24 protein-coding genes are annotated in these 22,423 nt (G+C 40.3%); 9 read left to right on the top strand and 15 right to left on the bottom strand.

Annotation, left to right across the window (positions count from 1 at the left end):
- Positions 1–2: 2 nt before the first annotated feature.
- Positions 3–302: a chaperone modulator CbpM gene (locus ACIQXP_RS19360; protein WP_299568862.1), complete on the top strand. Its 300-nt coding sequence runs from the start codon at positions 3–5 to the stop codon at positions 300–302.
- Positions 303–423: 121 nt separating this feature from the next.
- Here ACIQXP_RS19360 and ACIQXP_RS19355 read toward each other — a convergent pair whose 3' ends face one another.
- The 9 genes from ACIQXP_RS19355 to ACIQXP_RS19315 all read right to left on the bottom strand — a co-directional run bounded on the left by ACIQXP_RS19355 (position 424) and on the right by ACIQXP_RS19315 (position 8,742).
- On the bottom strand, positions 424–858 hold the full coding sequence (locus ACIQXP_RS19355; RefSeq protein WP_387506931.1) for a BRO family protein: 435 nt from the start codon (positions 856–858) through the stop codon (positions 424–426).
- A gap of 29 nt (positions 859–887) precedes the next feature.
- The gene (locus tag ACIQXP_RS19350) at positions 888–1,193 is read right to left on the bottom strand and encodes a phosphoribosylpyrophosphate synthetase (protein ID WP_299568858.1); all 306 of its coding nucleotides are present in this window, start codon (positions 1,191–1,193) and stop codon (positions 888–890) included.
- Positions 1,194–1,215: 22 nt separating this feature from the next.
- Positions 1,216–2,940 (bottom strand): ubiquinone-dependent pyruvate dehydrogenase, encoded by a 1,725-nt coding sequence (gene poxB / locus ACIQXP_RS19345; protein WP_387506928.1) that lies wholly within the window; start codon positions 2,938–2,940, stop codon positions 1,216–1,218.
- Between the two features lie 67 nt (positions 2,941–3,007).
- Positions 3,008–3,541, bottom strand: a complete 534-nt coding sequence (locus ACIQXP_RS19340; RefSeq protein WP_387506925.1) for a YceI family protein — start codon at positions 3,539–3,541, stop codon at positions 3,008–3,010.
- Positions 3,542–3,548: 7 nt separating this feature from the next.
- Complete coding sequence (locus ACIQXP_RS19335) at positions 3,549–4,592, bottom strand: aldo/keto reductase (protein WP_387506923.1); 1,044 nt, start codon at positions 4,590–4,592, stop codon at positions 3,549–3,551.
- Positions 4,593–4,641: 49 nt separating this feature from the next.
- Complete coding sequence (locus ACIQXP_RS19330; protein ID WP_299568851.1) at positions 4,642–5,118, bottom strand: Dps family protein; 477 nt, start codon at positions 5,116–5,118, stop codon at positions 4,642–4,644.
- 31 nt (positions 5,119–5,149) lie between these two features.
- The gene (locus tag ACIQXP_RS19325; protein WP_387506920.1) at positions 5,150–5,920 is read right to left on the bottom strand and encodes an SDR family NAD(P)-dependent oxidoreductase; all 771 of its coding nucleotides are present in this window, start codon (positions 5,918–5,920) and stop codon (positions 5,150–5,152) included.
- 798 nt (positions 5,921–6,718) lie between these two features.
- Positions 6,719–7,633, bottom strand: a complete 915-nt coding sequence (locus ACIQXP_RS19320) for an AEC family transporter (protein WP_387506917.1) — start codon at positions 7,631–7,633, stop codon at positions 6,719–6,721.
- A 131-nt stretch (positions 7,634–7,764) separates the two neighbouring features.
- Positions 7,765–8,742 carry a 2-hydroxyacid dehydrogenase gene (locus tag ACIQXP_RS19315; protein WP_387506914.1) on the bottom strand — a complete coding sequence of 326 codons (978 nt, stop codon included), beginning with the start codon at positions 8,740–8,742 and terminating at the stop codon, positions 7,765–7,767.
- Positions 8,743–9,263: 521 nt separating this feature from the next.
- Here ACIQXP_RS19315 and ACIQXP_RS19310 point away from each other — a divergent pair.
- Positions 9,264–9,824, top strand: a complete 561-nt coding sequence (locus tag ACIQXP_RS19310; RefSeq protein ID WP_387506912.1) for an FUSC family protein — start codon at positions 9,264–9,266, stop codon at positions 9,822–9,824.
- Between the two features lie 22 nt (positions 9,825–9,846).
- Positions 9,847–10,707, top strand: coding sequence for an AraC family transcriptional regulator (locus tag ACIQXP_RS19305; protein WP_387506909.1), 861 nt, complete (start codon positions 9,847–9,849; stop codon positions 10,705–10,707).
- A gap of 224 nt (positions 10,708–10,931) precedes the next feature.
- Here ACIQXP_RS19305 and ACIQXP_RS19300 read toward each other — a convergent pair whose 3' ends face one another.
- The 5 genes from ACIQXP_RS19300 to ACIQXP_RS19280 all read right to left on the bottom strand — a co-directional run bounded on the left by ACIQXP_RS19300 (position 10,932) and on the right by ACIQXP_RS19280 (position 15,152).
- A complete protein-coding gene (locus ACIQXP_RS19300) occupies positions 10,932–11,714 on the bottom strand; it encodes an HAD-IIA family hydrolase (protein WP_387506906.1) in 783 nt (260 codons plus the stop codon).
- An 18-nt stretch (positions 11,715–11,732) separates the two neighbouring features.
- Positions 11,733–12,137 carry a Rossmann-fold NAD(P)-binding domain-containing protein gene (locus ACIQXP_RS19295; RefSeq protein WP_387506903.1) on the bottom strand — a complete coding sequence of 135 codons (405 nt, stop codon included), beginning with the start codon at positions 12,135–12,137 and terminating at the stop codon, positions 11,733–11,735.
- 99 nt (positions 12,138–12,236) lie between these two features.
- Positions 12,237–12,512, bottom strand: coding sequence for a helix-turn-helix domain-containing protein (locus ACIQXP_RS19290; protein ID WP_391527797.1), 276 nt, complete (start codon positions 12,510–12,512; stop codon positions 12,237–12,239).
- A gap of 140 nt (positions 12,513–12,652) precedes the next feature.
- Positions 12,653–13,702, bottom strand: a complete 1,050-nt coding sequence (locus tag ACIQXP_RS19285; RefSeq protein ID WP_387506898.1) for an HlyD family secretion protein — start codon at positions 13,700–13,702, stop codon at positions 12,653–12,655.
- Positions 13,703–13,742: 40 nt separating this feature from the next.
- On the bottom strand, positions 13,743–15,152 hold the full coding sequence (locus ACIQXP_RS19280) for a TolC family protein (RefSeq protein WP_387506895.1): 1,410 nt from the start codon (positions 15,150–15,152) through the stop codon (positions 13,743–13,745).
- A gap of 103 nt (positions 15,153–15,255) precedes the next feature.
- On the opposite strand from ACIQXP_RS19280, the gene ACIQXP_RS19275 reads away from it, so the two are divergent.
- A complete protein-coding gene (locus tag ACIQXP_RS19275) occupies positions 15,256–16,065 on the top strand; it encodes an AraC family transcriptional regulator (protein ID WP_387506893.1) in 810 nt (269 codons plus the stop codon).
- A gap of 76 nt (positions 16,066–16,141) precedes the next feature.
- Positions 16,142–16,621 carry a response regulator gene (locus ACIQXP_RS19270; RefSeq protein ID WP_387506890.1) on the top strand — a complete coding sequence of 160 codons (480 nt, stop codon included), beginning with the start codon at positions 16,142–16,144 and terminating at the stop codon, positions 16,619–16,621.
- Between the two features lie 1,487 nt (positions 16,622–18,108).
- Here ACIQXP_RS19270 and ACIQXP_RS19265 read toward each other — a convergent pair.
- Entirely contained in the window at positions 18,109–18,378 is a 270-nt protein-coding gene (locus ACIQXP_RS19265; RefSeq protein WP_387506887.1) for a hypothetical protein, read from the bottom strand.
- 185 nt (positions 18,379–18,563) lie between these two features.
- On the opposite strand from ACIQXP_RS19265, the gene ACIQXP_RS19260 reads away from it, so the two are divergent.
- The 4 genes from ACIQXP_RS19260 to ACIQXP_RS19245 all read left to right on the top strand — a co-directional run.
- Positions 18,564–19,583, top strand: coding sequence for a LacI family DNA-binding transcriptional regulator (locus tag ACIQXP_RS19260; protein ID WP_387506884.1), 1,020 nt, complete (start codon positions 18,564–18,566; stop codon positions 19,581–19,583).
- Between the two features lie 219 nt (positions 19,584–19,802).
- A complete protein-coding gene (locus ACIQXP_RS19255) occupies positions 19,803–20,966 on the top strand; it encodes a glycoside hydrolase family 130 protein (RefSeq protein ID WP_387506881.1) in 1,164 nt (387 codons plus the stop codon).
- A 2-nt stretch (positions 20,967–20,968) separates the two neighbouring features.
- Positions 20,969–21,880 (top strand): ROK family protein, encoded by a 912-nt coding sequence (locus ACIQXP_RS19250; RefSeq protein ID WP_387506879.1) that lies wholly within the window; start codon positions 20,969–20,971, stop codon positions 21,878–21,880.
- The coding region (locus tag ACIQXP_RS19245; protein WP_387506878.1) for an MFS transporter at positions 21,870–22,423 on the top strand (554 nt) is incomplete at its 3' end. The genes ACIQXP_RS19250 and ACIQXP_RS19245, both read left to right, overlap by 11 nt.

The raw sequence follows: 22,423 nt of genomic DNA, 5'->3' as shown, positions 1-22,423 counted from the left end.
ATATGAAAAGTTTAGAAATGATACCGGCAGATGAATTTTGTTTGCACCATAATATTGAAATCTCATTCATTTACTCTTTAAGAGATTCGGGACTGATAGAAGTTGTTTTTACTGAAGAAAGGTTGTTTGTACCTATGGATCAGCTTGCCCATTTGGAAAAACTGGTACGCCTGCACTACAATTTAGATATTAACCTGGAGGGTTTAGAAACAATTAACCATCTATTGGGGCAAATTGATGAAATGCAGCAACGTATAATACAACTTTCAAACAGACTGGGTAGGTACGAAGATGCGTTCTGAGATAGGTTAGACTATCTAACGTGAGTTTTTGGTGTTTTTAATGATTATCAATCACTTATCTATTATCAGCTTAAAAATATCGTCATTGCAATGACGGATTAAGGCCCAAAACTCAGGTACCTTATTCTTCTGTTTTAGTCAGTTTTTCTGCTTCCCTTGCTTTTTCTAACGTTAGCAGTTGCTGCTCTACAAGTTCGGCCCTACGGGTTTGTACGGCAAAATAATTTTGGGCAAAAGCAATTTCCTCTTTCTTGCTGTCGCCGTTTTGGACAATAAGGTAACAGGCATAGCGGGTTAATGCCATATCTTCGAGCAATTTTGGGGCATCTTTGTTATTGCCAATCATTTTCTTTACTTCGGAAAAATGATTTTCAACCGGTTCGCCGGCATTTTTACAGGCTTCTTCCGCTTTTATAATTACCCTTTTAAAACTTTCCCAATTGCTGTAACCAAATAATTTTTGTAAACGCCTTGCACTCCAACATTCTACACCTTCAATTTCGGTTGCCGCAGCCTCAAATTCGTCTAAAAAATGTTTTATTTCTTCCGTTTTCATCTGTTCGTAAATAAGTTTTATCCCAATAATTAATGTTTGTGTTTGGTGAGCTTCTCTGCCAGTTCGGGTGTCATGTTTTCGGCATAGGCTCCGTAGGCATCAACTAAGATCCCTTTTTCTCCGGTATCTGAAGCTATGGCATACACTACACTGCTATCATCGGGGTTTGTTTCGCCCTCAAAACGGTAAAATTCATCCACATTAAAATGTTCGGGGTGCAACTGCAAATCTGAAGAAGTACAGCCCAGTGTTCCAGATTTAATCTCAAAGTCTTCAGTGTAACCTCTTTTTCTTAGGTCATCAATGGCTTCTATAAGGTTATCATAATTTCTCATGGTGTTTCAATTAAATAAGCTATTACCTGCGTAAAAAGTTAGAATCGAGTGTTTGCCATACTTCTCCCCCATCTCCATTCAATATCTGTTTCAGCATGTAAATTCCAAATCCTTTGGCCTGCGAAAGTTCTACTTTTGGCGGCATAGAAAGTTCGGTAGGATTAACCATCGCATTGATAATTACCGGACCGTTATGTGCTAAAGCTTTTTCAATGCCGGGAGCTACTTCTTCGGGGTTTTCTACCTTTATGCCCATCATGCCCATGGCTTGTGCCATTAATGCAAAATCTGGGTTATTAAGGTCGGTACCAAAGGGAGGTAGCCCGGCAACCTTCATTTCCATGGCTACAAAACCTAGTGAGGCATTATTAAATATCACTATTTTTATTGGCAGATTATATTGGCGTATGGTAAGGATATCGCCCATAAGCATCGCAAAGCCGCCATCGCCACAGAGGGCAATTACCTGCCTTTCGGGATATTCGAACTGTGCACCAATAGCCTGTGGCATGGCATTTGCCATTGAACCGTGGGAGAAAGAGCCCAACAGTCGCCTGCCTTCGGTCATTTTTAAATACCTTGCCGCCCATACGGTAGGTGTGCCTACATCAACCGTAAATATGGCATTTTCTGCCGCCTTTTCGTTAATTACTTTAGTTAAATACTCTGGATGAATAATTTTATCACCCGATTTTTTTGTAGCATCGGCATCTAGGTTTGCCCGGCTTTTATGGTATCGTTCTACGCATTTATCTAAAAACGAGCTATCGTTCTTTTGCTCAACCAGCGGCAACAAGGCTTTAAGGGTTTGGGCTACATCGCCCACTAATCCCAAATCTATCCTACATCTGCGCCCCAATCGTTCCGGCCGGATATCTATTTGTGCAATGGCCGATTTTGCGGGATACCAATCTTTGTAGGGGAAATCTGTCCCAAGCATAATCAGCAACTCGCTTTCTTCCATGGCATAGTAACCCGATGCAAAGCCTATAAGACCGGTCATGCCCACATCAAAAGGATTATTGTATTCTACATGCTCTTTTCCACGTAGTGCATGAACCATTGGCGATAGTATTTTTTGACCAAAAGCAATGAGTTCGCCATGTGCCCCGGCGCATCCGCTACCACATAATAAAGTTATTTTTGTGGCTTTGTTGATACTGTCTGCCAATTTATGCAGTTCTGGTTCTGCCGGTCTAACTACAGGTGTGTCTACCAGCAAATGTGGTAAGGGCACATCTTCAATTTTCTCCATGGCAACATCGCCCGATAGGCCAATTACCGCCACTCCTTTCATTCCGGTGGCATACTGTATGGCAATATGCGGTACACGTGGTACTTGGTTTGGCGAAGAAATCATTTCACAATAATGGCTACATTCCCTAAAAAGCAAATCGGGATGTGTTTCCTGAAAATATCCTGTGCCAATTTCGCCACTTGGAATATGGGCGGCTATGGCCAGTACGGGCGCCATGCTTCTATGGCAATCGTAAAGTCCGTTAATGAGGTGCAAGTTTCCGGGTCCGCAACTGCCGGCACATACTGCCAACTTTCCGGTTAGTTGTGCTTCGGCACCTGCGGCAAAGGCCGCGGCCTCTTCGTGGCGGTAGTGTATCCATTCTATATTGCTGTTGCGCCTTATTTCGTCAACAATACCATTAAGCGAATCGCCAACTACGCCGTGCACACGCTTTACACCTGCTTCTACAAGAATGCCGACCAATTTTTCTGCAATTGTTACTGCCATATTGTTATTTCATGGTGCCCCAAATCTTATTGGCTATACATTTGGAAGCCAGTTATCACGTAAATTATTATGCTTCTTGTTTTACCAACTGCACATCGGCATTAATGGTTACCGCTTCGCTAACCAATACGCCTCCAGTTTCTAGTGCAGTGTTCCAGTTAAGTCCCCAATCTTTACGGTTAATTTTTCCGGTTACAGAAAAACCTGCTTTTTCATTTCCCCACGGGTCTTTATTGATACCGCCAAATTCTACATCAAGATTAACTTCTTTACTGATGCCTTTAATGGTAAGCTGTCCTTTTAGTTGATAATTTTCTTCATCTACCTTAGTAAAAGAAATACTTTCAAAAGTAAGTTCCTTGTAGTTTTCTACATCAAAGAAATCGGCACTTTTTAAATGGGTATCACGCTGTTGATCGTTGGTAAAGATGGAAGCTGCATCAATGGTTACGGTAATTTTTGATGTTGTAAAGTCTTCGCCATCAACCTTGCCGCTAAATGTTTTGAATTCGCCTTTCACATTACTGATCATCATGTGCTTTACTTTGAAGGTGATTTCGCTATGGGCAGGATCTATTGCCCAAATGGTTGTGTTTGCCATATTTTTTTTATTTATAAAATGGAGGTAAAGGATTTAAAACTGTATTTTGCCTTTGGTGCCAATACGGATATATTGGCGGTATTTCGCTGGCTTCATCCAATTTTTTTAACTGGTCGGTGCTGAGCTGCCAACCTACCGCATCCAGATTTTGTAGCAGTTGCTCCTCGTTTCTGGCACCTACAATAATGCTCGAAACCGTTGGACGTTGCAACAGCCAATTAAGCGATACTTGCGCAACAGTTTTTCCGGTCTCGGCCGCAATGGCTTCCAGTGCATCGGTTATTTTGAAGAGGTGTTCTTTTTCTACCACATTTTCGGGGACGGGGCTACCGCCCTGCGCTACGCGACCGCTTTGTGGCCAAGGTTTGTTACGGCTAAATTTGCCGCCTAAACGGCCACCTGCCAAGGGGCTCCAAATAATGGCACCTATATTTTGATCTAAACCCAGCGGCATTAGTTCCCATTCATATTCTCTATTTACCAGCGAATAATAAACCTGGTGCACCACATATTTGTTCCAGCCGTATTTTTCTGAAATGCCCAAGGATTTCATGAGGTGCCAACCACTAAAATTAGAACAGGCTATGTAGCGTACCTTCCCGCTTTGCACCATGTCATCAAGTGTACGCAGGGTTTCTTCAACAGGGGTGTTACCATCAAAGCCGTGCATATGGTAAACATCTATATAATCTGTATTTAGCCGTTTAAGGCTACCTTCTAATTGCTTAATAAGATGAAAACGTGAAGAACCTTCGTTGTTGGGGCCTTCTTTTCCAAAAGTAAAGGTAGCTTTAGTAGATAATAGCAATTTGTCTCTTTTGCCAGCAATGGCCTTTCCTAAAATTTCTTCAGAAAGACCATCTGAATAGATATCTGCAGTATCAAACAAGTTTATGCCATGTTGCAGGCATAAATCTACCATTTTGGTAGCTTCTTTAGCTTCGGTACTGCCCCACGCTTTGAAGAAAGCGTTGCCACCACCAAAAGTGGCCGTCCCAAAACTAAGCACCGAAACCTTTAGTCCCGAATTACCTAATTGTCTGTATTCCATAAACTGGTTAGTTCTATTATATTAAACTTAAAACCAAGGTTAAAAGTTTTTATTTTTTGAAATGCGCCCTTAGCATCCATGCCATTTTTTCATGAGTTTCGATAAACCCAGTAATGTAATCGCTGGTACCTGCATCTTTATACTCATCGTTAATGGTATTGATACTTCCCCTAATAAACTCGATAATGGTCTCATGATCTGCCAAAAGATCTTTTATAAAGCCCAAGCTATCGTTTTTTCTTTCGCTGTATTCACTTAAATGCGTTAGCTCCAAAAATTCTTTCAAGGTAGCCGGGGCATAATGCCCAATGGTACGGACACGTTCTGCAACGCCGTCCATTAAATCTGCCAATTGTCCGTATTGGGTTTCAAAGAAAAGGTGCATGGAGTGAAAGTCGGGACCTTCTACGTTCCAGTGAGCGTTACGCGTTTTTGTGTAGAGTACAAATTCGTCTGCCAATAATTTTGATAAAATTTCGGCTACAGCCAATTTATTTTCGGTTTTAATTCCAATTGTTGCTTCCATGATTTTATAGGTTATAAATATTAACAATCCGTTACATGGTCATGCCACCATCTACGGCAATAGCTTGGCCGGTAATGTGAGGTGCAGATGCAATAAAAACAACCGCTTGGGCTATGTCATCGGCAGTTTGATCTACCCCCTGTGGTATGAGTGTTTTTTTATTTCGTTCCCAAGATTGTTCTTCGGTTTCTCCGGGCTGTTTCCAACGGTCGGCAATACCGCCCTCGCCACGCCACATACCGGTACCTATAATTCCCGGACAAATGGCATTAACGGTAATGCCCTCTGCGGCTACTTCTTTCGCTATGCTGTTTGTAAAACCAATTACGGCAAATTTAGAAGCCACATAATGTGAGAGATGTGCCATACCTATTTTTCCGGCTATAGATGCGGTGTTAATGATTGCTCCTTGTTTTTTAGGCTTCATCACTTCTAACTCGGCCTTGGTACATACAAAAACACCCTTAGCATTTACAGATAATACGCGGTCCCATTCTTGCTCGTCTATCTCTTCAATGCTTCCAATCCCTACAACCCCAGCATTGTTTATAGCTACATCTAGTGCCCCAAAAGTGGCAACAGCTTCTTCTACTGCCCCCTTTATTGAGGCATATTCGGCAACGTTGGCCGCTAACGAAAGTGCCTTTACTCCCAATGAAAGCACTTCTTCTGTTATGTCTTTTAGAAATTCCTTTTTTACATCTACAAGAACTAGGTTGGCTCCTTTTTTTGCAAACGCTACAGCAATGGCTTTTCCAATGCCTCCGCCTGCACCCGTAATAAGTACTGTTTTATTTTTCATTTGTTTAAAATTATTGATAATTTGTTCATTAATAATATTGTATCTATGAGCTTAAAAGCTCTATTTGTTTTTAATGGTACACAAGTGCTCTCTAGCTCTCGATTAAAGGCAGTTGGCCCCTACTGGGTGGAGTAGGCAGCATTAATATATCTTCATAGGTGTTAAACCTTCGGTGGGGAGTTCACGAGAACGCTTTGTTTAATTCATTATTTTTTGTGTGCGGTATATCTATGTTAACTTCAACAATATGTGATCTAATTTTTATTAAAGTTAGGAGGTATTATTCCAAATGTACTTGTAGATATACAACAAGTTGTTGTATAAAGAGCTTATCTAATTTTTTTTATGAACTTTACAAAAGTAAACCATACAAAGGTTTCTTAAAAAATCTGCTTTCTAATTTCTACTATGTATTAAGAGCCTGTTTAAAATTTATCTAATAACCTGAGTTCGATTATTAAATAGGCTAAAATAAGTCGTACAAGCTGATGCTGACCTGTAGCGAAGCGGAAAGCTATCTGTAAATTTATTTCAGGGTCTGCCATATTTAAACCAGTATATGTGACTAAAAATCAATAAAATAATAATCAAACTCAGGTTAATAATTTGTTTATGCTTCTTTTCGGCTGCAACTTTCCCAAAATTTCGGGACAAGCTGTTATGTTTTGTAAGGTAGAAGCCCGGCTATCTTTTCAAAACCGCAACGAAATGGAGCTTACCGAAGGTAAACAAGCCTTGTTTCGCCCTAAATAAGCTGTAAAAATTTTCACAACATAAATTAAATAGGCTCTATTTTTTTTAGATATTCATAAAATTAAGTATCCCACTCCAAAAAGCCGTACTAAGAAATCCAACCAATATACTTACCCCAATAATTAGGTTGATGAGACGTGAATTGAGGCGAAACTGCTCTGCAATAATGCTTGAAGTAATGAGCGTGGGCATTGCCGCTTCAAACACACTAATGCGGGCAATATTTCCTTTAATACCTATGGCAAGTGCAGCTATTAATACCAATGCCGGTGCAATCATTAATTTGTACAGCATGGTCATAGATATTTGAGATATTTCCTGTCTCCAGCCTTTAAACTTTAGCTGCAAGCCTACAGAAAAAAGTGCAAGAGGCCCCACGGTAGCTGCTAATTTATCAAAAAATGGTTCGGCAAAACTAAGGTCAAAAAAATGTGATAATATTAAAGCTAGGCTACAACCTATAAATGGTGGAAAAGTTAACAACCTCCTTAGAATTGTAGAGGCCTTTATACCTTCTGTTTCTTTCCTGTTTCCTTTTAACGCATTGATAATTCCCGCGGTAGAGAGCAGTACAAACATCATTTGATCGCAAATAATGGCTATACTTAAATCCTGTTCGCCAAAATAGGCTATAATTAGTGGAAAGCCGATAAAAGAAGTATTGCTATACCCACTTGCAAGTTCCAATGTGCTGCGTGAACGTTGTCCATATTTCTTATAACGGCAGTACAGTTCCATAAATATCCAGGCCCCTGCCCATACTATTACCGAAGAAACCGCTGGAAAAAGCATCTCGGTACTCCATTGTATTTTTGGGATGTACTTAAAAGATACCGCCGGCAAGGCCAGGTACAAAATCCAGGTATTTATTCCCCTATGAGCGTCTGTTGGAATTAGTTTTGTACTTCTGAATATTATTCCTGCAACGATGCAGAACGCGATCATAATAAAATTGACCATTATTTAAGGTATAAATTATTTTTTTTTAAAGGTAATGAAGCTATCCCGATTTTATCAGAATGGTTGTTTTCTTTAGTAGTTATTATATTTTAATTGCACAGGGTTTCATCGTTTTCTATGATATGGTACTATTACCGGCGATAAACTTCTGGATTAACAACATGGGGCATTTGTTCTCCTCTCAGTCCGGCAATAATATTTTTAGCCGCAATAACAGCCATGGCATTTCTAGTTTCTACGGTAGCCGAACCAATATGCGGCAATACACATACATTGCGTAGGCTTAAAAGTGGATTGTTACTGCTCATGGGTTCGGGATTAGTTACATCAAGCCCTGCGCCCCAAATTTTGCCCTGCTGTAATGCGGCCAAAAGATCTTCTTCATTGTGTATGGCACCTCTTGCGGTATTGATAAAAATAGCTGTGGATTTCATTTTTTCAAAAATCTCTTTACTAAAAAGCCCTCGTGTTTGTGCAGATAGGCCCGCATGTACCGATAGGACATCGCTTTTAGCAAGCAGCTCATCAAAAGTTACCAAGGTTGCACCTAATTCTTTTTCTACCGCCTCATTGCTATGCCTGTTATGGTAAATCAATTTCATTTGGTAGGCGGCACGGCATTTTTTTGCCAGTTCGAAACCAATTTTCCCCAAACCAAAAATACCCAGTGTTTTACCATAAAGCTCTATGCCAAGATTGGCTGTGGGCTCAAAAAAGCCCCATTCTCCTTTTGCGATGGTATTGTGCTGGTAAAAAGCATTTCTAGAAACAGCCAGCATTAATAAAAAAGCAATGTCTGATGTAGCCGCACTTAGCACCCCTGGCGTGTACCCAATAGCTATCCCCATTTGGTTGGCTGCCGAAACATCTACATTATCATAACCTGCCGAAAGCAACGATATGGCCTTTAGATGCCTACATTCGGTTAAAAAGTGCTCATCTATTTTGTTGGGGCCAACGCTAAGCAGTGCATCATAACGTTTACAGGCATATATTAGCTCTTTGGAGGTTAAATCTCGTTTTTCGGTGTATTGTGTTACCATACACCCCGCATCTTTCAAAATCTGTAAACCATTTTTAGGGATTAGCCTTGTTGTTAATACATCCATGCTAAAAGTTTTAATTATTCAATAGATCTTTCTTCATTAATTATTTTACCCACTTTAAATACCGTATTAATTTGCCTAGTATTTTAATATCGTTTAAAAGGTTGCCATTAAGGATAATAAATGACCGCCCTACCTTTTTTTCAAAGCTCCCAAGCAATCTTATTTCTTGCTATGGACCGTAAATAGTAACAAAGCTATATACCAACCCGAAAAAGTTATTTTTTTAGAGCCCACAATGAAATTGATTTGATAATTAAAATAACAATTATGCAGTTAACTGGTTTAATCATATCAAAGGCCAGAATAAGCCGTTGTTTCTTACTAACAAATTTAGCCAGATATATGTTGGCCCATTTTGTATAATTGGCATAGATATTTGTAGTTTTGTGTTACAGGTTTATTTTCATGATCATTTGTACCGCAATTGATTATTTAATAGAAGTTTTAGATATTCCTTTTGTAGGATGAGCCTTGTTGGGTTTAATCATCATAGACTTCATTTTATCACTAAAAAATGACAGATGAACTTTAACGCATTAAAGAATAAAGCAAACCCCAGCATTTTTACAAAAGCTTTGATTTTAACGATGGTTATCTTTATTTCCTATTTTTCGGGCACGGGGATTAACATGGTTCTTAAGCTGTCTGATAATTATCTTAGTGGTATTTGGTGCGCAGTTTCGGCAATTGTTGTTTTTGACGATTTGCCAGAAAATGCAAAAAAATTAATGAAAGACCGATTGCTGGGAACATTTGTAGGTGCTTTATTTACGGCATCAACTTTGTTTTTATCGGGCAACCTATTGCTATCTATCGCTATTTCCCTTTTTCTAACCTGCATATCGATTATTTTTTTTAAGTGGGATGGCGCATTAAAAATAGGATGTATTACGGTACTTATTGTGGGTATTACTTCGCATGGCAGTTACGTTAATGAGATTTGGCAATCGGGTCTGATGCGTTTTTTAGAATCGGTTGCCGGTGGGCTGATTTCACTTTTTGCCACCATAATTATCGATAAAGCAAAAAAAAGATACCTCGCGGATGCTCCACATTCCAAAAAAATGGACAACAGCAATTAAAGATTAAATTTTAAATTGATATATGCCAACATTAAAGCAGTTTAATACCCTGGTTATCCTTGAGTTTGAGGAAAAACACTTTCATTTACCAACACATAGCCATACCTATTATGAAATTGTATATATCTACAAGGGCAGCGGCATACATCAATTAAACCACAATTGCATTCCCTACAAAGCGGGCGATTTATTTGTTATCTCTCCCGAAGACGAACATTATTTTGACATCAAAAAAAGTACACATTTTGCCTATATCAAATTTACAGACAGCTATTTTAGCAGCAAAAATCATTTGGTTACCGATGAGTTTTTAGCAGCTAAACCGGAGAGCATTATGTGCAATAAGCTTTTGAAAGAAATGAAACTGGTACTTGATGAACCCTGCAAAACGATACTACGCAATACCGTGGATAATATAGTTGCCTATAACTGCCATAATAATGTGGCCTCATCTCCCTTGGTGTTTTATCAGATACTTTCAATTTTTGGATTGATCAAAGAGGCGGTTGCAAAAATGGATGTCCATATTGATCATGGGCTGGCAGACAAAGAACGGTTGATTTCTTATATTCACCAGCACATATACGAACCAGAACTTACGCAGATTAAACATATTTCAAACCATTTTAATATTGCCGTAAGTTATTTTAGTGCCTATTTCAAAAGAAACTTTGACATTAGCTACAGAGAGTATATCAATACCTACCGCACTGCCCTTATCGAAAAAAGACTGGCCTCGGGGCAGCTCACTCTGAAACAAATTGCACAAGAATTTGGCTTTACCGACGAAAGCCATTTGTCGCATTTCTTTAAGAACAGAAAAAAAATAAGTCCGGCATCTTATGCAAAAGATATTTCACCCTTACAAGAAACTGTAAATTAACGTGAATTATGGATAAGCTTAAATCCTAAAATGTCACCCCCTTCAGGGTTTTGTGGCAATTTACCCGTTTATTTTCTAACACAATTACACCACCTCGTAGTTATTTTTAAGCCCGAAGAGCCTGTTCCGATAAGTTGCAGACCGATATGATGCTAGAAAATTCATGAAATTAACGGTTTCAACCGCTAAGTGGTGATATATTTCATATCCCGAATTCATGTTATTTACTTCCTTGTCCACCATTTAAGAGGGAATTTTATTTCATCAACAGAACTGGCAATCATATCCGGTTTAAAAGCATAATGTCCTAAGCGCTCCTTGGTAGCAATGCCCGAAAGCACAAGAATTGTTTTATAGCCCATCTGTACACCTCCTTGTATATCTGTTTCCATTGTATCGCCAATAATTGTAGTTTCGGCAGTTTCCAAACCGAGGAATTTACGGGCAGAGCGCATCATTACCGGGCTTGGTTTTCCTGTAGAAAAGGCAACGCGACCGGTGGCCTCCTCTATCATTGCAGTTGTAGCGGCAATGCCTAAATTGTTCCAGCCGGGTTTTTTGGGAGACGGGTCTCTATTTGTGGTAATAAATTTAGCTCCGGCCAAAATCATGTCTACCGCACGCTGTACCATTTCTAATGAAAAGTTTCTTCCTTCTCCAAGTACCACAAATTCCGGGTCGGTATCTACCAGTTTTATCCCGTTTTCTTTTAAGCTATTCAATAAGCCGCCCTCGCCTAAAACGAAAGCGGTTCCTTCCGGATTTTGATCAGACAAGAACTTGGCAGTTGCCATTGCACTGGTATAGATGTGTTTTTCGTCAACCTTTATCCCCATTCCCTTTAGTTTTTTTATCACTTCGGCCGGTGTGCGTTGGCTATTGTTGGTCATAAAGGTAAAGGGTATGTTCTCTTCAAGCAAATATTTCACAAACCTATCAGCTCCCTGTATGAGTTCTTCCCCACTATAGATGACACCATCCATATCTATTAAAAGTCCCTGTTTCATTTTTTTCTTATTTGTAGCTCAAAAAGATAATAAATTATCCATGTATATACAAAGTATATACAAAGCTAATTCATTTACCGCATAGTTATGAAATTGTTCCAATGCTAAAGCCAATTCCTTTTTTTTAATCGGATCTTGGATGTCCATGAAATCGGCAACGCAATCGGCACCACCAAATTTGTGTTTTACCAAATCGATAAATTTAGGCAACTGGAATTTCACGGTTAGGTCTGCCTGTATAAAATATACGTTTTTCGGAGAAAATTGACCTGAAATCTCCTCAACTGATTGCCGTAGCTTTTCTCTATCCTTACCAACCAAAAGTACCTTATCGTAATCTTCCATGAGTTTCTTTGCTGCAAGCTTGCCCTTTTCAGAACTTCCATCTAATATTACGGCCAATGTATTTCTTCCTCTCATCATTTTTATGGCTATCTTAAAAATTAGCCACAAATTTAACACATACGCACTTATTGTGTTTTGTACACTAAGTATAAAAATAGGTACAATCATTATAATAACTCAAGAGGGTACACCAATGTGTTGCTTTTGATAGGCACCCGGAGAAATCATGTAATATCTTTTAAAAAAACGTGAGAGATGACTTTCGTCGGTAAAACCGAATTCTTCTACAACTTGTTTGATAGTGAATTGCCGTGAACTGATCCTTAAAGCAATTAGCGATGCCCTATATTTGTTAATATACTCGCTGTATCCAATGCCGTATACGCGTTTAAAATACGCACTGAAGTACTTTGGGGCAATATTAAAATGTGGAGCGATGACTTGTATCTTCAAATCAAACGGATTGTAGATATGTTGCATTTGAGGTATACAGGCCCAGCAAGACCATTGAGTGCAGCATGCAGAAAATCAGTGTCGTCTTCACAAGCCAGTCTGGCACCCAAGGCTTAAATACGCTCGGATTACTCATTCTTTCAGCGTTTATGGCCTGCGATTACGGTGACATTCATACCCGCTTTTAAAACCTGCGTATAGACTTCCGGGTCGATAAGTTTAATCCGGATAGGAATGCGCTGTTCAATCTTGATAAAATTCCCTGTAGCGTTATCCGCAGGCAACAAGGAGAACCTGCCTCCACTGGCAGGTGAAAAGGATTCAACAGTTCCATGATATTTACGCTCACCGGTCGCGTCTGCTTTAAATGTAACGGTCTGGTTGGCAATAATTTCACTTACCTGCGTTTCCTTGAAATTTGCGGTGACCCATTTCTCTTTACTTACTACCGAGGCCAATACCTGGCCCTCTTTTACCACTTGGCCCGGCTGTATCGTTTTTTTACCTATCCAGCCGTCGTATGGAGCAAGAATACAAGAATAGGAAAGAAACAATCGGGCATTATCCGATGCTGCTTGTTTCATTTGAATAACGGTATTTGCCTGAGGAATTCTTGCCCGCGACTCTGAAATTACTGCCGAAGTTGTATGCATGTTGCTTCTTATTTCTTTTACCTTCGCACGGGCTGCCTGATAGTTTGCCTTCATTTGCTCCACCTGCTGTTCTGTCGCAGCCTCTTCCTTTAACAAGGCCGTGTATCTTTGGTATTCCAGACCTGTTTTCCATACCTGAGTTTCCGCCGCCTCTAACTGTGACTGTTCAACCGCCATACTGCGGCTAACGGCAATGGCATTTTTTTCAGCAAGTATCACGTTCTGTTTAGCACTTTCAATATCGGCAAGTGCTGCCGCAAACTGTGTCTTATACTCCCTGTCGTCGAGGATAACCAATGTATCGCCTTTGTGTACATACTGGTTTTCCAGATATCTGATTTCTTTGACATAGCCAGTGATCCTTGTCACTATCGGGGTAACGTACTGCTCAACCTGGGCGTCGTTGGTTTCTTCATGGGTAGTGTGAAAAATGAAAGCCCAAATGCTCAATACTATTCCACCCAGGGCTATAACACTTGCAATGACCGTTATTGAGGCATGAAAAGGGCCATGCTCTGATTTTACTTTTATTTTCATCGGATCGCTTATGGGTTAAATGTGTTTAGTTTGGGGGCGTTTACAAAATTCCTGCCGCTCGTTGAAGCTCATAAAATTTCATCGCAGCATCTATTCTTAATGAAATAGTATTAAATTTGGCTTTCAGAAGTTCATTATCGGCATCTATCATTTCTGTTATTAAGGCCAGTTGATTTAAGTATTTTACGCGTACAATCCTATAGTTTTCATAGGCCTGCAATTCAGCCTGTTTGCTCAATGAAGTTTTCCCCTTGAAGTCTTCCAGCTCAGCAAAATGTTTAAAAATCCTATTAGATATCATGTTGCGTGTTATTTCCGTTTCTGCTTTTTGTTGTTGTATCCTTTTCTCTGCAATTTGCATCCTTGTTTTATTTTTATACAAATTGGCAACGTTAAACCTGGCTTCCAATCCAATCCTACCCAACGTATACAGATAAGGGCTCGGTGGGAAAAACATATAATTGGGATAATTGAGCCCATAGACTGAAAACAGGCTGATGGTCGGATAATAGGTGCTCTTTAGAATTCTTTTTTCCGTCAGACGAAGGAACTCTTGTTTTTGGGAAAGGAGCATTTCCTCATTTTCCATTGCAACTTGGAGATAGCCTTTATAACTTGTAAATGCCGGACTATCTTTAAGGACACTAACTGTATCTATTTCGAAACGTTCATCTTCAGGCAACTGGAGTAAGGTTCGAAGCTCATGATTGACGGTCGCAATATTAGTTTGATTGGTCATCAAAGCAAGCTGCATTTCTGAGCATTGCAGTTCTGCTCTCAAAATCTCATTATTAGTGACAGCGCCATGTGCCTTGAGGGATTTAACTTCTTTAAGCCTTTGGTTCTCCTCGGCGAGACTTTCTTTGATAAGTCTTGCCAGTTCAGTCATTTTGTAGATTCGCAGAAAAACATCGGCGACTTCGATTTTTACCTCCTGGCAAGCTTGTTCGAATTTCAATGCGGCAATATCATGCTCCGCCTGCGCTTTAATAATACTGTGTTTGATCTTTGATCCGGCATACAAAGGCAGGCTTGCTGAGGCCGTTAGATCGGCAATTGCTGGGATCGTCTTTGTTACATCTCGATCGGATAAACCGTGTCTGAATTCCGTAAGATTTGTTATCTGTGCATAGGCTCCGTGGATCTCTGCATCCGGAAGTCTTTGCTCTTGCTGTTCCTTGACCAGTTTTTCTGCTATTCCGCTTTCGATACGATATTTTTCTATAGTTTTATTGTTGTTTACTGCTAAGGTGAATGCCTGTTTTATTGACAAGCGAATGACTTTCTGTGCACCTGCTTCTTTAGAAAACATCCCCAGGCAACATAGAAATAAGGTCAATCGAAAACATACATGAGTATTGATAAGAGTTGCGTAATAAATCTGCTTCGGCAGCGCCTTGGACTTGATTCCATTGAGAAAGAAACTGCTCAATGCATATTTGGAATTCATTTTGATTAATTTTGTTTATGTTTTTGGAAATCCAGAGCAAAGATGACACCTTTACGCCAATTGCAATTATCGATTAAGGTCAAAATTTTATTAATTTGAGCCAATGAGTGATGTTGAGCAGTATTATCTGACAGGAGTAGACAAATTTAAAGAGACGGTATATTGCCTGCATGACAGGATTGGCGAAAATGAAATTCCTGATCATGCACATGAGAAAGGACAACTTATTTATACAGAAGGTGGTTTGGTCTATATAACCACTCCCGATAAAACCTTTTTTCTGCCGGCACGCCATTACATGTGGATTCCACCTCTCCTCTCCCACAGCATACATCCGGGTTCAGAGCATGTTGTCATGCGCAATCTTTACTTTCCGGTAAGCGTAAACGATGAGTCCTTCTTTTTCACTGTAGGCATTTACCCTGTGAACGATTTGCTTTTTGAGATGATCAACTTCACTAAAAGATGGAGTGGCGATGTTGATACGAAGGATAAATGTGCCGTTTTTTTTACTTTTGCGATTAAAGAGCTATTGCCTAAAATCAGTTCCTATAAATTACTCCTGGCACTTCCCTATTCAAATGATAAGAGACTTAAGGAAGTGGTGGATTACATGGGCGGGAACCTCGGTCAAGAGATTTCTTTCCCGGGAATCGCAGGAAAATTCGGCTTTAGTGAGCGCAGTCTATCACGGCTATTTCGTTATAATCTCGGGATGTCTTTTATTCAGTACCTTACTATACAGCGGATGATGTGTGCCCTTCAGCTTTTATTGCAGGATAATTGCGCGATAAAAGAAATTTCAGGTTTGGTTGGATATTCAAGTGTACCAACCTTTAGCAATACCTTTTATAAAATTACCGGATTCAGGCCATCGGAGTACGTCAAATTTAGCAGGAAGAGTTCACAGTAGCTTTTTCGCTCACCAGCTTCGACCTGTCATTTGAGCATTTTGAGGGTTCGGTTGCGAGAGCAGGTATGACAAACTTATGGAAGCAACAGTACGTCTTTTTTTGAAAGCATCTCGATTAAATCCATTTTTTTTTGTATCTTCATTATGCATGACAAAAAAACGGATCCTTGTAATTGAAGACAATCTGTCGAATTCGGAGATGATTGATGCAGTATTAACAGAAGACGGATATCTCACCAAGTGCCTTAGCAGTTCAGCAGGGCTAGCTGAAATGCTCACGGACTTCGTCCCCGATTTGGTATTGATGGACCTTCTCCTAGAAGGTGCCGATGGCAGGGAGCTTTGCAACTTCATAAAGGCCGAGGCAGATGAACCAAGACCAAAAGTAATATTGATGACCGCCGCACTGCTTCACCAAATACCTGAGATACCCTGTCATCCGGATGTGATTATTACAAAACCGTTTGACATCTTTTCACTTTCAGCAAATATCCGGCAACTGCTTATTTGTCAAGAAGATGCTGACGATCAGAGAGAAGATCAGGACCGACCATAAAGCTTAGCGCGACGGGAGAGGTTTGAGCAATTGCGAAGAGGTTTAAGTTTAGCCTACAATGGGAGGAGCAGCCATTTAAAGACCGGGATACTTGACTGAGGCGAGGATGGATGGCGTTATGAGCACAATTGGTATCAAAGAAAATAATTACTAGAGGTTTAAAAAAATTAAACCCCTCCAAATAGAGAAAAAATTAGCGATGAGTTGTAAAAAGGTGCTGTGCAACGTAGTCGTGGTCGGAAGATTTTCTTCCGACTTTTTGTTTTATAGCTAATCCATTTATCTTTATAAAGAGACATTACCAGATATTTAATTTTGTACTGCCCCCTTACCTGTTTATCTTATCGACTGACAATCAATTATTTGTTTAAGTTTTAAAAAAAACACAAAATCTCTTTTTAGCAAACTTTGGAGTTATTCCGATGGCTCTGCTGGACCATCTTTTAGCAAACCAGGAAGGTGGATTACCACAGGTGCATGGTGAAAAATGTTCTATCTGATCATGTTCTGTATTTTTGATAATGAAAAACTAAGTCAGAGAACCTTGTAAAATATTTTTATCAGCAACGGCTCAACGCTAGATTTGGAAAAGGCGAAGAAAAGATGAAGCCGTTCTGTCTATGAAAGGCTTTCTAAAATCGATCCCATTTATTTTAAGGAAATTCACGAGCGTTTTTTTAGTCTTTAGTATACAACAGAAATCAGGGAAATATAATTTGACAAAAATTGACAGTAAAATTGTTTCTAATGCATCAAAAGACAAGCATGAAGTAGAAGGATCGAAGTCTTTCTAGCCCTGAAAGCATTCAAAAGCGGGATGATTAGGACCCCATCAAGGATAGTATAGTGTAATATACTGGCAAAAGCAAATGATTTGAGATATAAACCAGCTAAAGACGCATCATAACGGAATTAAAAGATATGACAACAACCATTCTAGTTGTATTTGCTGGAAGAGATCCAAATAGAATATTTAAAACATAAAACATGGCCAAAAGAACTTCCGGCCACGACTACTATGCAATGGAGCTGGGTTTTTTAGAAGTTCTACCTTCTATCAAGTTGCCTATTTTTGCTGACGATAGGCCTGTGATCAATCAACTGCTAAAGGCGAATTACCTTTGAATTACGCAAGAGCCCCGCAAAAAACAATATTGCGAAGGCGAGCGAAACAAACCGAGATAGATGAGCTTTGCAGAATTTTTCCGGAGCCAGCCTCATTAATTTTGCCAACAATATTATTTTGAGCTGAAAGAGAAAAAGAGATTGCACACAATAGGCCCGTGCACAAAAGGGCAATAATTTGTAAGTATTTAGATTTCATTGAATAAAATTTGCGGCATGCACATGGCGCATGTCCCTTTGGAATGATAAAAAAATGGTGCGTACAATTATCCCGGCTTCTGTTGAAGATGAGAATTTATACACGGCATAGAAAAATTTAAACCAAAGGAGGCCTTTATTGCTGAAGCCATGAATTTCAGCATCTATTTTAAAGGGGAAAGGCGGGGAATAAATAGACTGCCCGAAACCCAAAACAAAAAATAATGAATCTGGTGGTAGACTTGAGTATAGCTATCGCTAAGCAAATCGCAGATTTCACAGCTCTTTTCCAAAGTGGTTACTTTGGCGTGCTCAATGGAAACTGCTTTTAGGGTAGAGCGTTTTGTAGAAGTATGGTGGTGAAAAATTGCAATAAACTGCGTGCTCGTTAGCACAAGCATCATCAAGGCGGCAAGCACGGGATTGAACATCATATTTTAATTTGTCGGACATAAAGATGCAACAAAGTTGCATTTAAAAACTAATATAAAAAGCAATTATATATAATCGAGCTGTTCCTTATTGTCAATGGGATAAAATTTATATTAAATCTGATAATACTCACAAGTTCAATATTTTGGTTTTATTCGTGGAAGAATAACTATTTTAGCACATGGGTTTGAAAAAGACATCGATTAGCGATATCGCAAAGCATCTGAAAGTGGCTAAATCCACCGTTTCCTTTATAATTAATGGAAAAGCAAAAGAACATCGGATCAGCTCTGATCTTGAGAAATATGTATTGGACTATGTCAATAAAATAGGCTACCGGCCGCATCACCTTGCCCAAAGTCTGGCGACAGGTAGATCAAACAGTATCGGACTCATCGTGGAGAATATTGCGGACTCGTTTTTCGGAACGATTGCAGTTGAGATTGAACAGAAAGCAAGGGACAGTGGTTATAGAATTGTCTACAGCAGTACTTTGGGCGATACCAAGGTTGCCAATTCCGCTATTGATTTTTTCCGGCAAACTCAGGTGGACGGTTATATCATCGCGCCCCCTGCCGGTGTGGAGGAGCAGGTTGAAAGCCTTATTGGTGAGGGTATTCCGGTTGTGATATTTGACAGAAAATTAAACGGAATTGACGCCGATTATGTTGGAACGAACAATATGGAAATCACCAAAACCGCTTGTGAGCATTTTGTGGAACAAGGTTTTAAAAACATTGCTTTTATTACCCTTGAATCTGAACAAAGCCAAATGGCTGAACGTCTATCTGGATATCAGAAGACCATGCGTATCAAAAATCTCCAGGAATGGGTTTTCAAGGTTCCTTATCTGGAGAACCGTGATGGCTATCATCAGTTGATCAAGAAGTACCTGCATGAGAATGAGGGAGTAGATGCTGTTTTTTTTGCAACCAATTACCTCTGTGTCAACGGGCTCCAGGCAATTCGGGAGCTAGGAAAATCAATTCCTGAAGATCTTGGGGTAATCGTTTTTGATGAAAATGACCTCTTCAGACTCTATACCCCCGGGATAACCTCTATCGAACAACCGCTAGATGAGTTGAGTGCGACAATAATTGATACGCTGTTAAAAAAAATTTCTCAGAAAAGTCCGAACACCACCCCTGTTACTACCGTAAAAGCCTCCAAACTGATTATCAGGGATTCAAGTAAAAAAAAGGCTTAAAAAATTTGCAAAACTGGTTTTCTAAGAATATATTTGAGGGATGTCGCCGAAGCGATTTTTTTTAGCTAATTTGCAAAACCGGTTTTGCAAACTTTAATTAACCATATACCAAATATAAATTTAACATGATTGTGAGCATCTAAGGCTTATTCCAAAAAGTGAACCGGATTTCTTTTGGAAGGGCAGGATTTGATTACATCATGCGAACCAACACAACTTATGAAAAAAAGAATCAGTCGAGTGGCCGTGCATGCCATGATTTTGTTGCTGCTCCAGTCTGCCTCGGTAAGCTTCGCGCAGAAAAAGGAAAATAGATTGCCTTCCTGGGCAATGGGTGGATTTGTCAGACCAAGAGCTGTTAACCCTGTAATATCGCCAATTGAAAAGACACGCTTTGATGATCCGATGTCGGGTGTTCCGGTCGCCTGGGAATCAAATGACACTTTTAATCCGGCAGCGGTGGTAAAGGGTAATGAGATTATCGTTCTCTATCGGGCAGAAGATAAATACGGAATTGGAATTGGCAAAAGAACCTCAAGGATTGGATATGCGTCGAGCAAGGATGGCCTGCATTTTAAACGCAGGGCGGCCCCTGTCCTTTACCCCGCGGCCGATGAGCAGAAGGAACTCGAATGGCCTGGCGGCACGGAGGACCCCCGCGTTGCGGTAACTGAAGGTGGTGAGTATGTTATATTTTATACGCAATGGAACAGAAAGGTGCCCCGTCTTGGCGTCGCCACTTCGAGGGATCTTCTGACCTGGAAAAAACACGGACCAATATTTGCAAAATCAACTGTCCTTCCTTCGCTGGTAAACCAGTCACATAAGTCTGCCTCCATTGTCACAAAGATTCAGAATGAAAAACAGGTGATCGCAAAGATTAATGGCAAATATTGGATGTACTGGGGAGAGCATGGGGTATATGGGGCTACGTCTGACAATTTAATAGACTGGGATCCTGTGGTTGACGAAAATGGAAAACTAAAGGCATTTATTTCCCCACGAGCGGGCTATTTTGATAGTTCTTTGACTGAGTGTGGCCCCCCGGCTATCCTGACCGAAAATGGGATTGTACTTTTATATAATGGAAAGAACGACCCCAAAAATGGCGACAAGCGTTTTAATCCGGGTACCTACAGTGCCGGACAGGTATTGTTCGACAAAAACGATCCTTCAAAACCTCTTGAAAGACTTGATGTCCCCTTTTTAAGACCTATGGAACCATTTGAAAAAAGCGGGCAATATATACAGGGAACAGTATTTATTGAGGGCATGGTGTATTTTAAGAAAAAATGGTATTTATACTATGGTTGTGCAGACTCCAAGGTTGGAGTAGCTGTCTATGACCCTGCCAAGAACGTAAATCCTGATCCGCTTCCATAAAAATGAAAATATTCAGAAACAACTCCGTTATTTTGTCGGCAGATATTGGGGGCTCGCATATCAGTGCTGCAATTGTCGATCCTTTTATCGCTGAAATCCTCCCCGGGTCATTATTGCGCAGGAGTGTCAATGCTCATTCTGAAGCACAGGATATACTTTTCACATGGACCTCTGCATTAAAATCAGTCATCGAAAACTCCGAAAAAAAACCAGATTACCTGTCTGTTAGTATGCCGGGACCTTTTGATTACAAAAATGGGATATCGTTGATAAAGGGAATGAACAAATATGAAAGTCTCTACGGTATTTCAATCAAACAGGTACTTGCCGAAGCCCTGGGGCTTTCATCCGATTCGATTAGCTTTACAAATGACGCCGAGGCCTTTCTCAAGGGAGAGGCAGAACACGGGGCAGGGAGAGGATTTGACCGTATCTTGGGTATCACCCTTGGCACCGGGCTCGGATCTGCGATATTCTGTGACGGTATTTCAGAGGATAAAAATCTTGGTTCATCTGCCTTCAATGGATGTATTGCAGAAGACTTCATCTCCACAAGGGGTTTGCTTAACTATTATAAAAGTCTTGGCGGCAATCGTGCCGAAGATATCAAAGCACTTGCAGAACTGGTATCCGAGGATCCCGCAGCAGGCAAGGCGTTTAATAAATTGGCAAGCTGGCTTTCGGACTTCTTCTCCCTCCATCTTCCACACTATCAGTCCGATCTGATCTTAATAGGTGGGAACATATCCAAAGCCAGTCATTTATTCCTGCCAAAACTGGAAAGGGACCTTGAAAATAAGGGTATTCATATCCCTATAAGAATTGCTGAACTTGGTGAAGTTGCCGCAAAGCTTGGCGCCGCCGCACATTTTAAAGATAAATCAATCAAATTCAATCCTGAACATGCAGATTAAGATAAACAAAAATTTTGCCACCTGGTTTGCGCTAATCGCGTCCCTGGGTGGATTTCTTTTCGGGTTTGAGACTGCTGTAATCTCTGGCGCGGAGAAAACGATCCAAAGGCTTTGGCATCTTGATGCATTTTGGCAGGGCTTCACGGTATCCTCATCCCTAATCGGAACGGTTCTTGGTGCACTGTTTGCCAGCAAACCGGCCCAGCGCTTTGGCCGTAAGAAAGTGTTACTTGCTGTAGCCATTTTCTACTTGTGCTCAGCTATTGGATGTGCCTACTCATTCAACTGGTATGCATTTATTTTTTTCCGTTTCATCGGCGGGCTCGCAGTGGGTGTTTCCTCTGTGGTAGGACCTATCTACATTGCCGAAATTGCTCCTGCCAAAAACAGAGGAAGGCTGACCGGGCTTTTCCAGTTCATGATCGTATTGGGAATCTTTTTGGCCTACCTGCATATACCAATAAATTTGACCCCCTTTCGCCAATTTCAAATTGACCCCCAGAGTTGTTGCTTGAAAAAAGCAGAAGTTGTTGTGCAAAAAGG

The organism is Pedobacter suwonensis, assembly GCF_044762335.1.
Taxonomy (GTDB): domain Bacteria; phylum Bacteroidota; class Bacteroidia; order Sphingobacteriales; family Sphingobacteriaceae; genus Pedobacter.
The sequence above is the reverse complement of the archived record's forward strand: the minus strand, read 5'-3'. Positions and strand labels throughout refer to the sequence as shown.

What these genes read in the sequence shown, in the direction of transcription:
- poxB (WP_387506928.1), bottom strand. Translation starts at nt 2,940, where the DNA reads ATGGCAGTAACAATTGCAGAAAAATTGGTCGGCATTCTTGTAGAAGCA.
- ACIQXP_RS19330 (WP_299568851.1), bottom strand. Translation starts at nt 5,118, where the DNA reads ATGGAAGCAACAATTGGAATTAAAACCGAAAATAAATTGGCTGTAGCC.
- ACIQXP_RS19265 (WP_387506887.1), bottom strand. Translation starts at nt 18,378, where the DNA reads ATGATGTTCAATCCCGTGCTTGCCGCCTTGATGATGCTTGTGCTAACG.
- ACIQXP_RS19315 (WP_387506914.1), bottom strand. Translation starts at nt 8,742, where the DNA reads ATGGATGTATTAACAACAAGGCTAATCCCTAAAAATGGTTTACAGATT.
- ACIQXP_RS19250 (WP_387506879.1), top strand. Translation starts at nt 20,969, where the DNA reads ATGAAAATATTCAGAAACAACTCCGTTATTTTGTCGGCAGATATTGGG.
- ACIQXP_RS19305 (WP_387506909.1), top strand. Translation starts at nt 9,847, where the DNA reads ATGCCAACATTAAAGCAGTTTAATACCCTGGTTATCCTTGAGTTTGAG.
- ACIQXP_RS19270 (WP_387506890.1), top strand. Translation starts at nt 16,142, where the DNA reads ATGGAAGCAACAGTACGTCTTTTTTTGAAAGCATCTCGATTAAATCCA.
- ACIQXP_RS19355 (WP_387506931.1), bottom strand. Translation starts at nt 858, where the DNA reads ATGAAAACGGAAGAAATAAAACATTTTTTAGACGAATTTGAGGCTGCG.
- ACIQXP_RS19285 (WP_387506898.1), bottom strand. Translation starts at nt 13,702, where the DNA reads ATGAAAATAAAAGTAAAATCAGAGCATGGCCCTTTTCATGCCTCAATA.
- ACIQXP_RS19275 (WP_387506893.1), top strand. Translation starts at nt 15,256, where the DNA reads ATGAGTGATGTTGAGCAGTATTATCTGACAGGAGTAGACAAATTTAAA.
- ACIQXP_RS19350 (WP_299568858.1), bottom strand. Translation starts at nt 1,193, where the DNA reads ATGAGAAATTATGATAACCTTATAGAAGCCATTGATGACCTAAGAAAA.
- ACIQXP_RS19295 (WP_387506903.1), bottom strand. Translation starts at nt 12,137, where the DNA reads ATGATGAGAGGAAGAAATACATTGGCCGTAATATTAGATGGAAGTTCT.
- ACIQXP_RS19325 (WP_387506920.1), bottom strand. Translation starts at nt 5,920, where the DNA reads ATGAAAAATAAAACAGTACTTATTACGGGTGCAGGCGGAGGCATTGGA.
- ACIQXP_RS19340 (WP_387506925.1), bottom strand. Translation starts at nt 3,541, where the DNA reads ATGGCAAACACAACCATTTGGGCAATAGATCCTGCCCATAGCGAAATC.
- ACIQXP_RS19360 (WP_299568862.1), top strand. Translation starts at nt 3, where the DNA reads ATGAAAAGTTTAGAAATGATACCGGCAGATGAATTTTGTTTGCACCAT.
- ACIQXP_RS19310 (WP_387506912.1), top strand. Translation starts at nt 9,264, where the DNA reads ATGAACTTTAACGCATTAAAGAATAAAGCAAACCCCAGCATTTTTACA.
- ACIQXP_RS19335 (WP_387506923.1), bottom strand. Translation starts at nt 4,592, where the DNA reads ATGGAATACAGACAATTAGGTAATTCGGGACTAAAGGTTTCGGTGCTT.
- ACIQXP_RS19255 (WP_387506881.1), top strand. Translation starts at nt 19,803, where the DNA reads ATGAAAAAAAGAATCAGTCGAGTGGCCGTGCATGCCATGATTTTGTTG.
- ACIQXP_RS19320 (WP_387506917.1), bottom strand. Translation starts at nt 7,633, where the DNA reads ATGGTCAATTTTATTATGATCGCGTTCTGCATCGTTGCAGGAATAATA.
- ACIQXP_RS19280 (WP_387506895.1), bottom strand. Translation starts at nt 15,152, where the DNA reads ATGAATTCCAAATATGCATTGAGCAGTTTCTTTCTCAATGGAATCAAG.
- ACIQXP_RS19300 (WP_387506906.1), bottom strand. Translation starts at nt 11,714, where the DNA reads ATGAAACAGGGACTTTTAATAGATATGGATGGTGTCATCTATAGTGGG.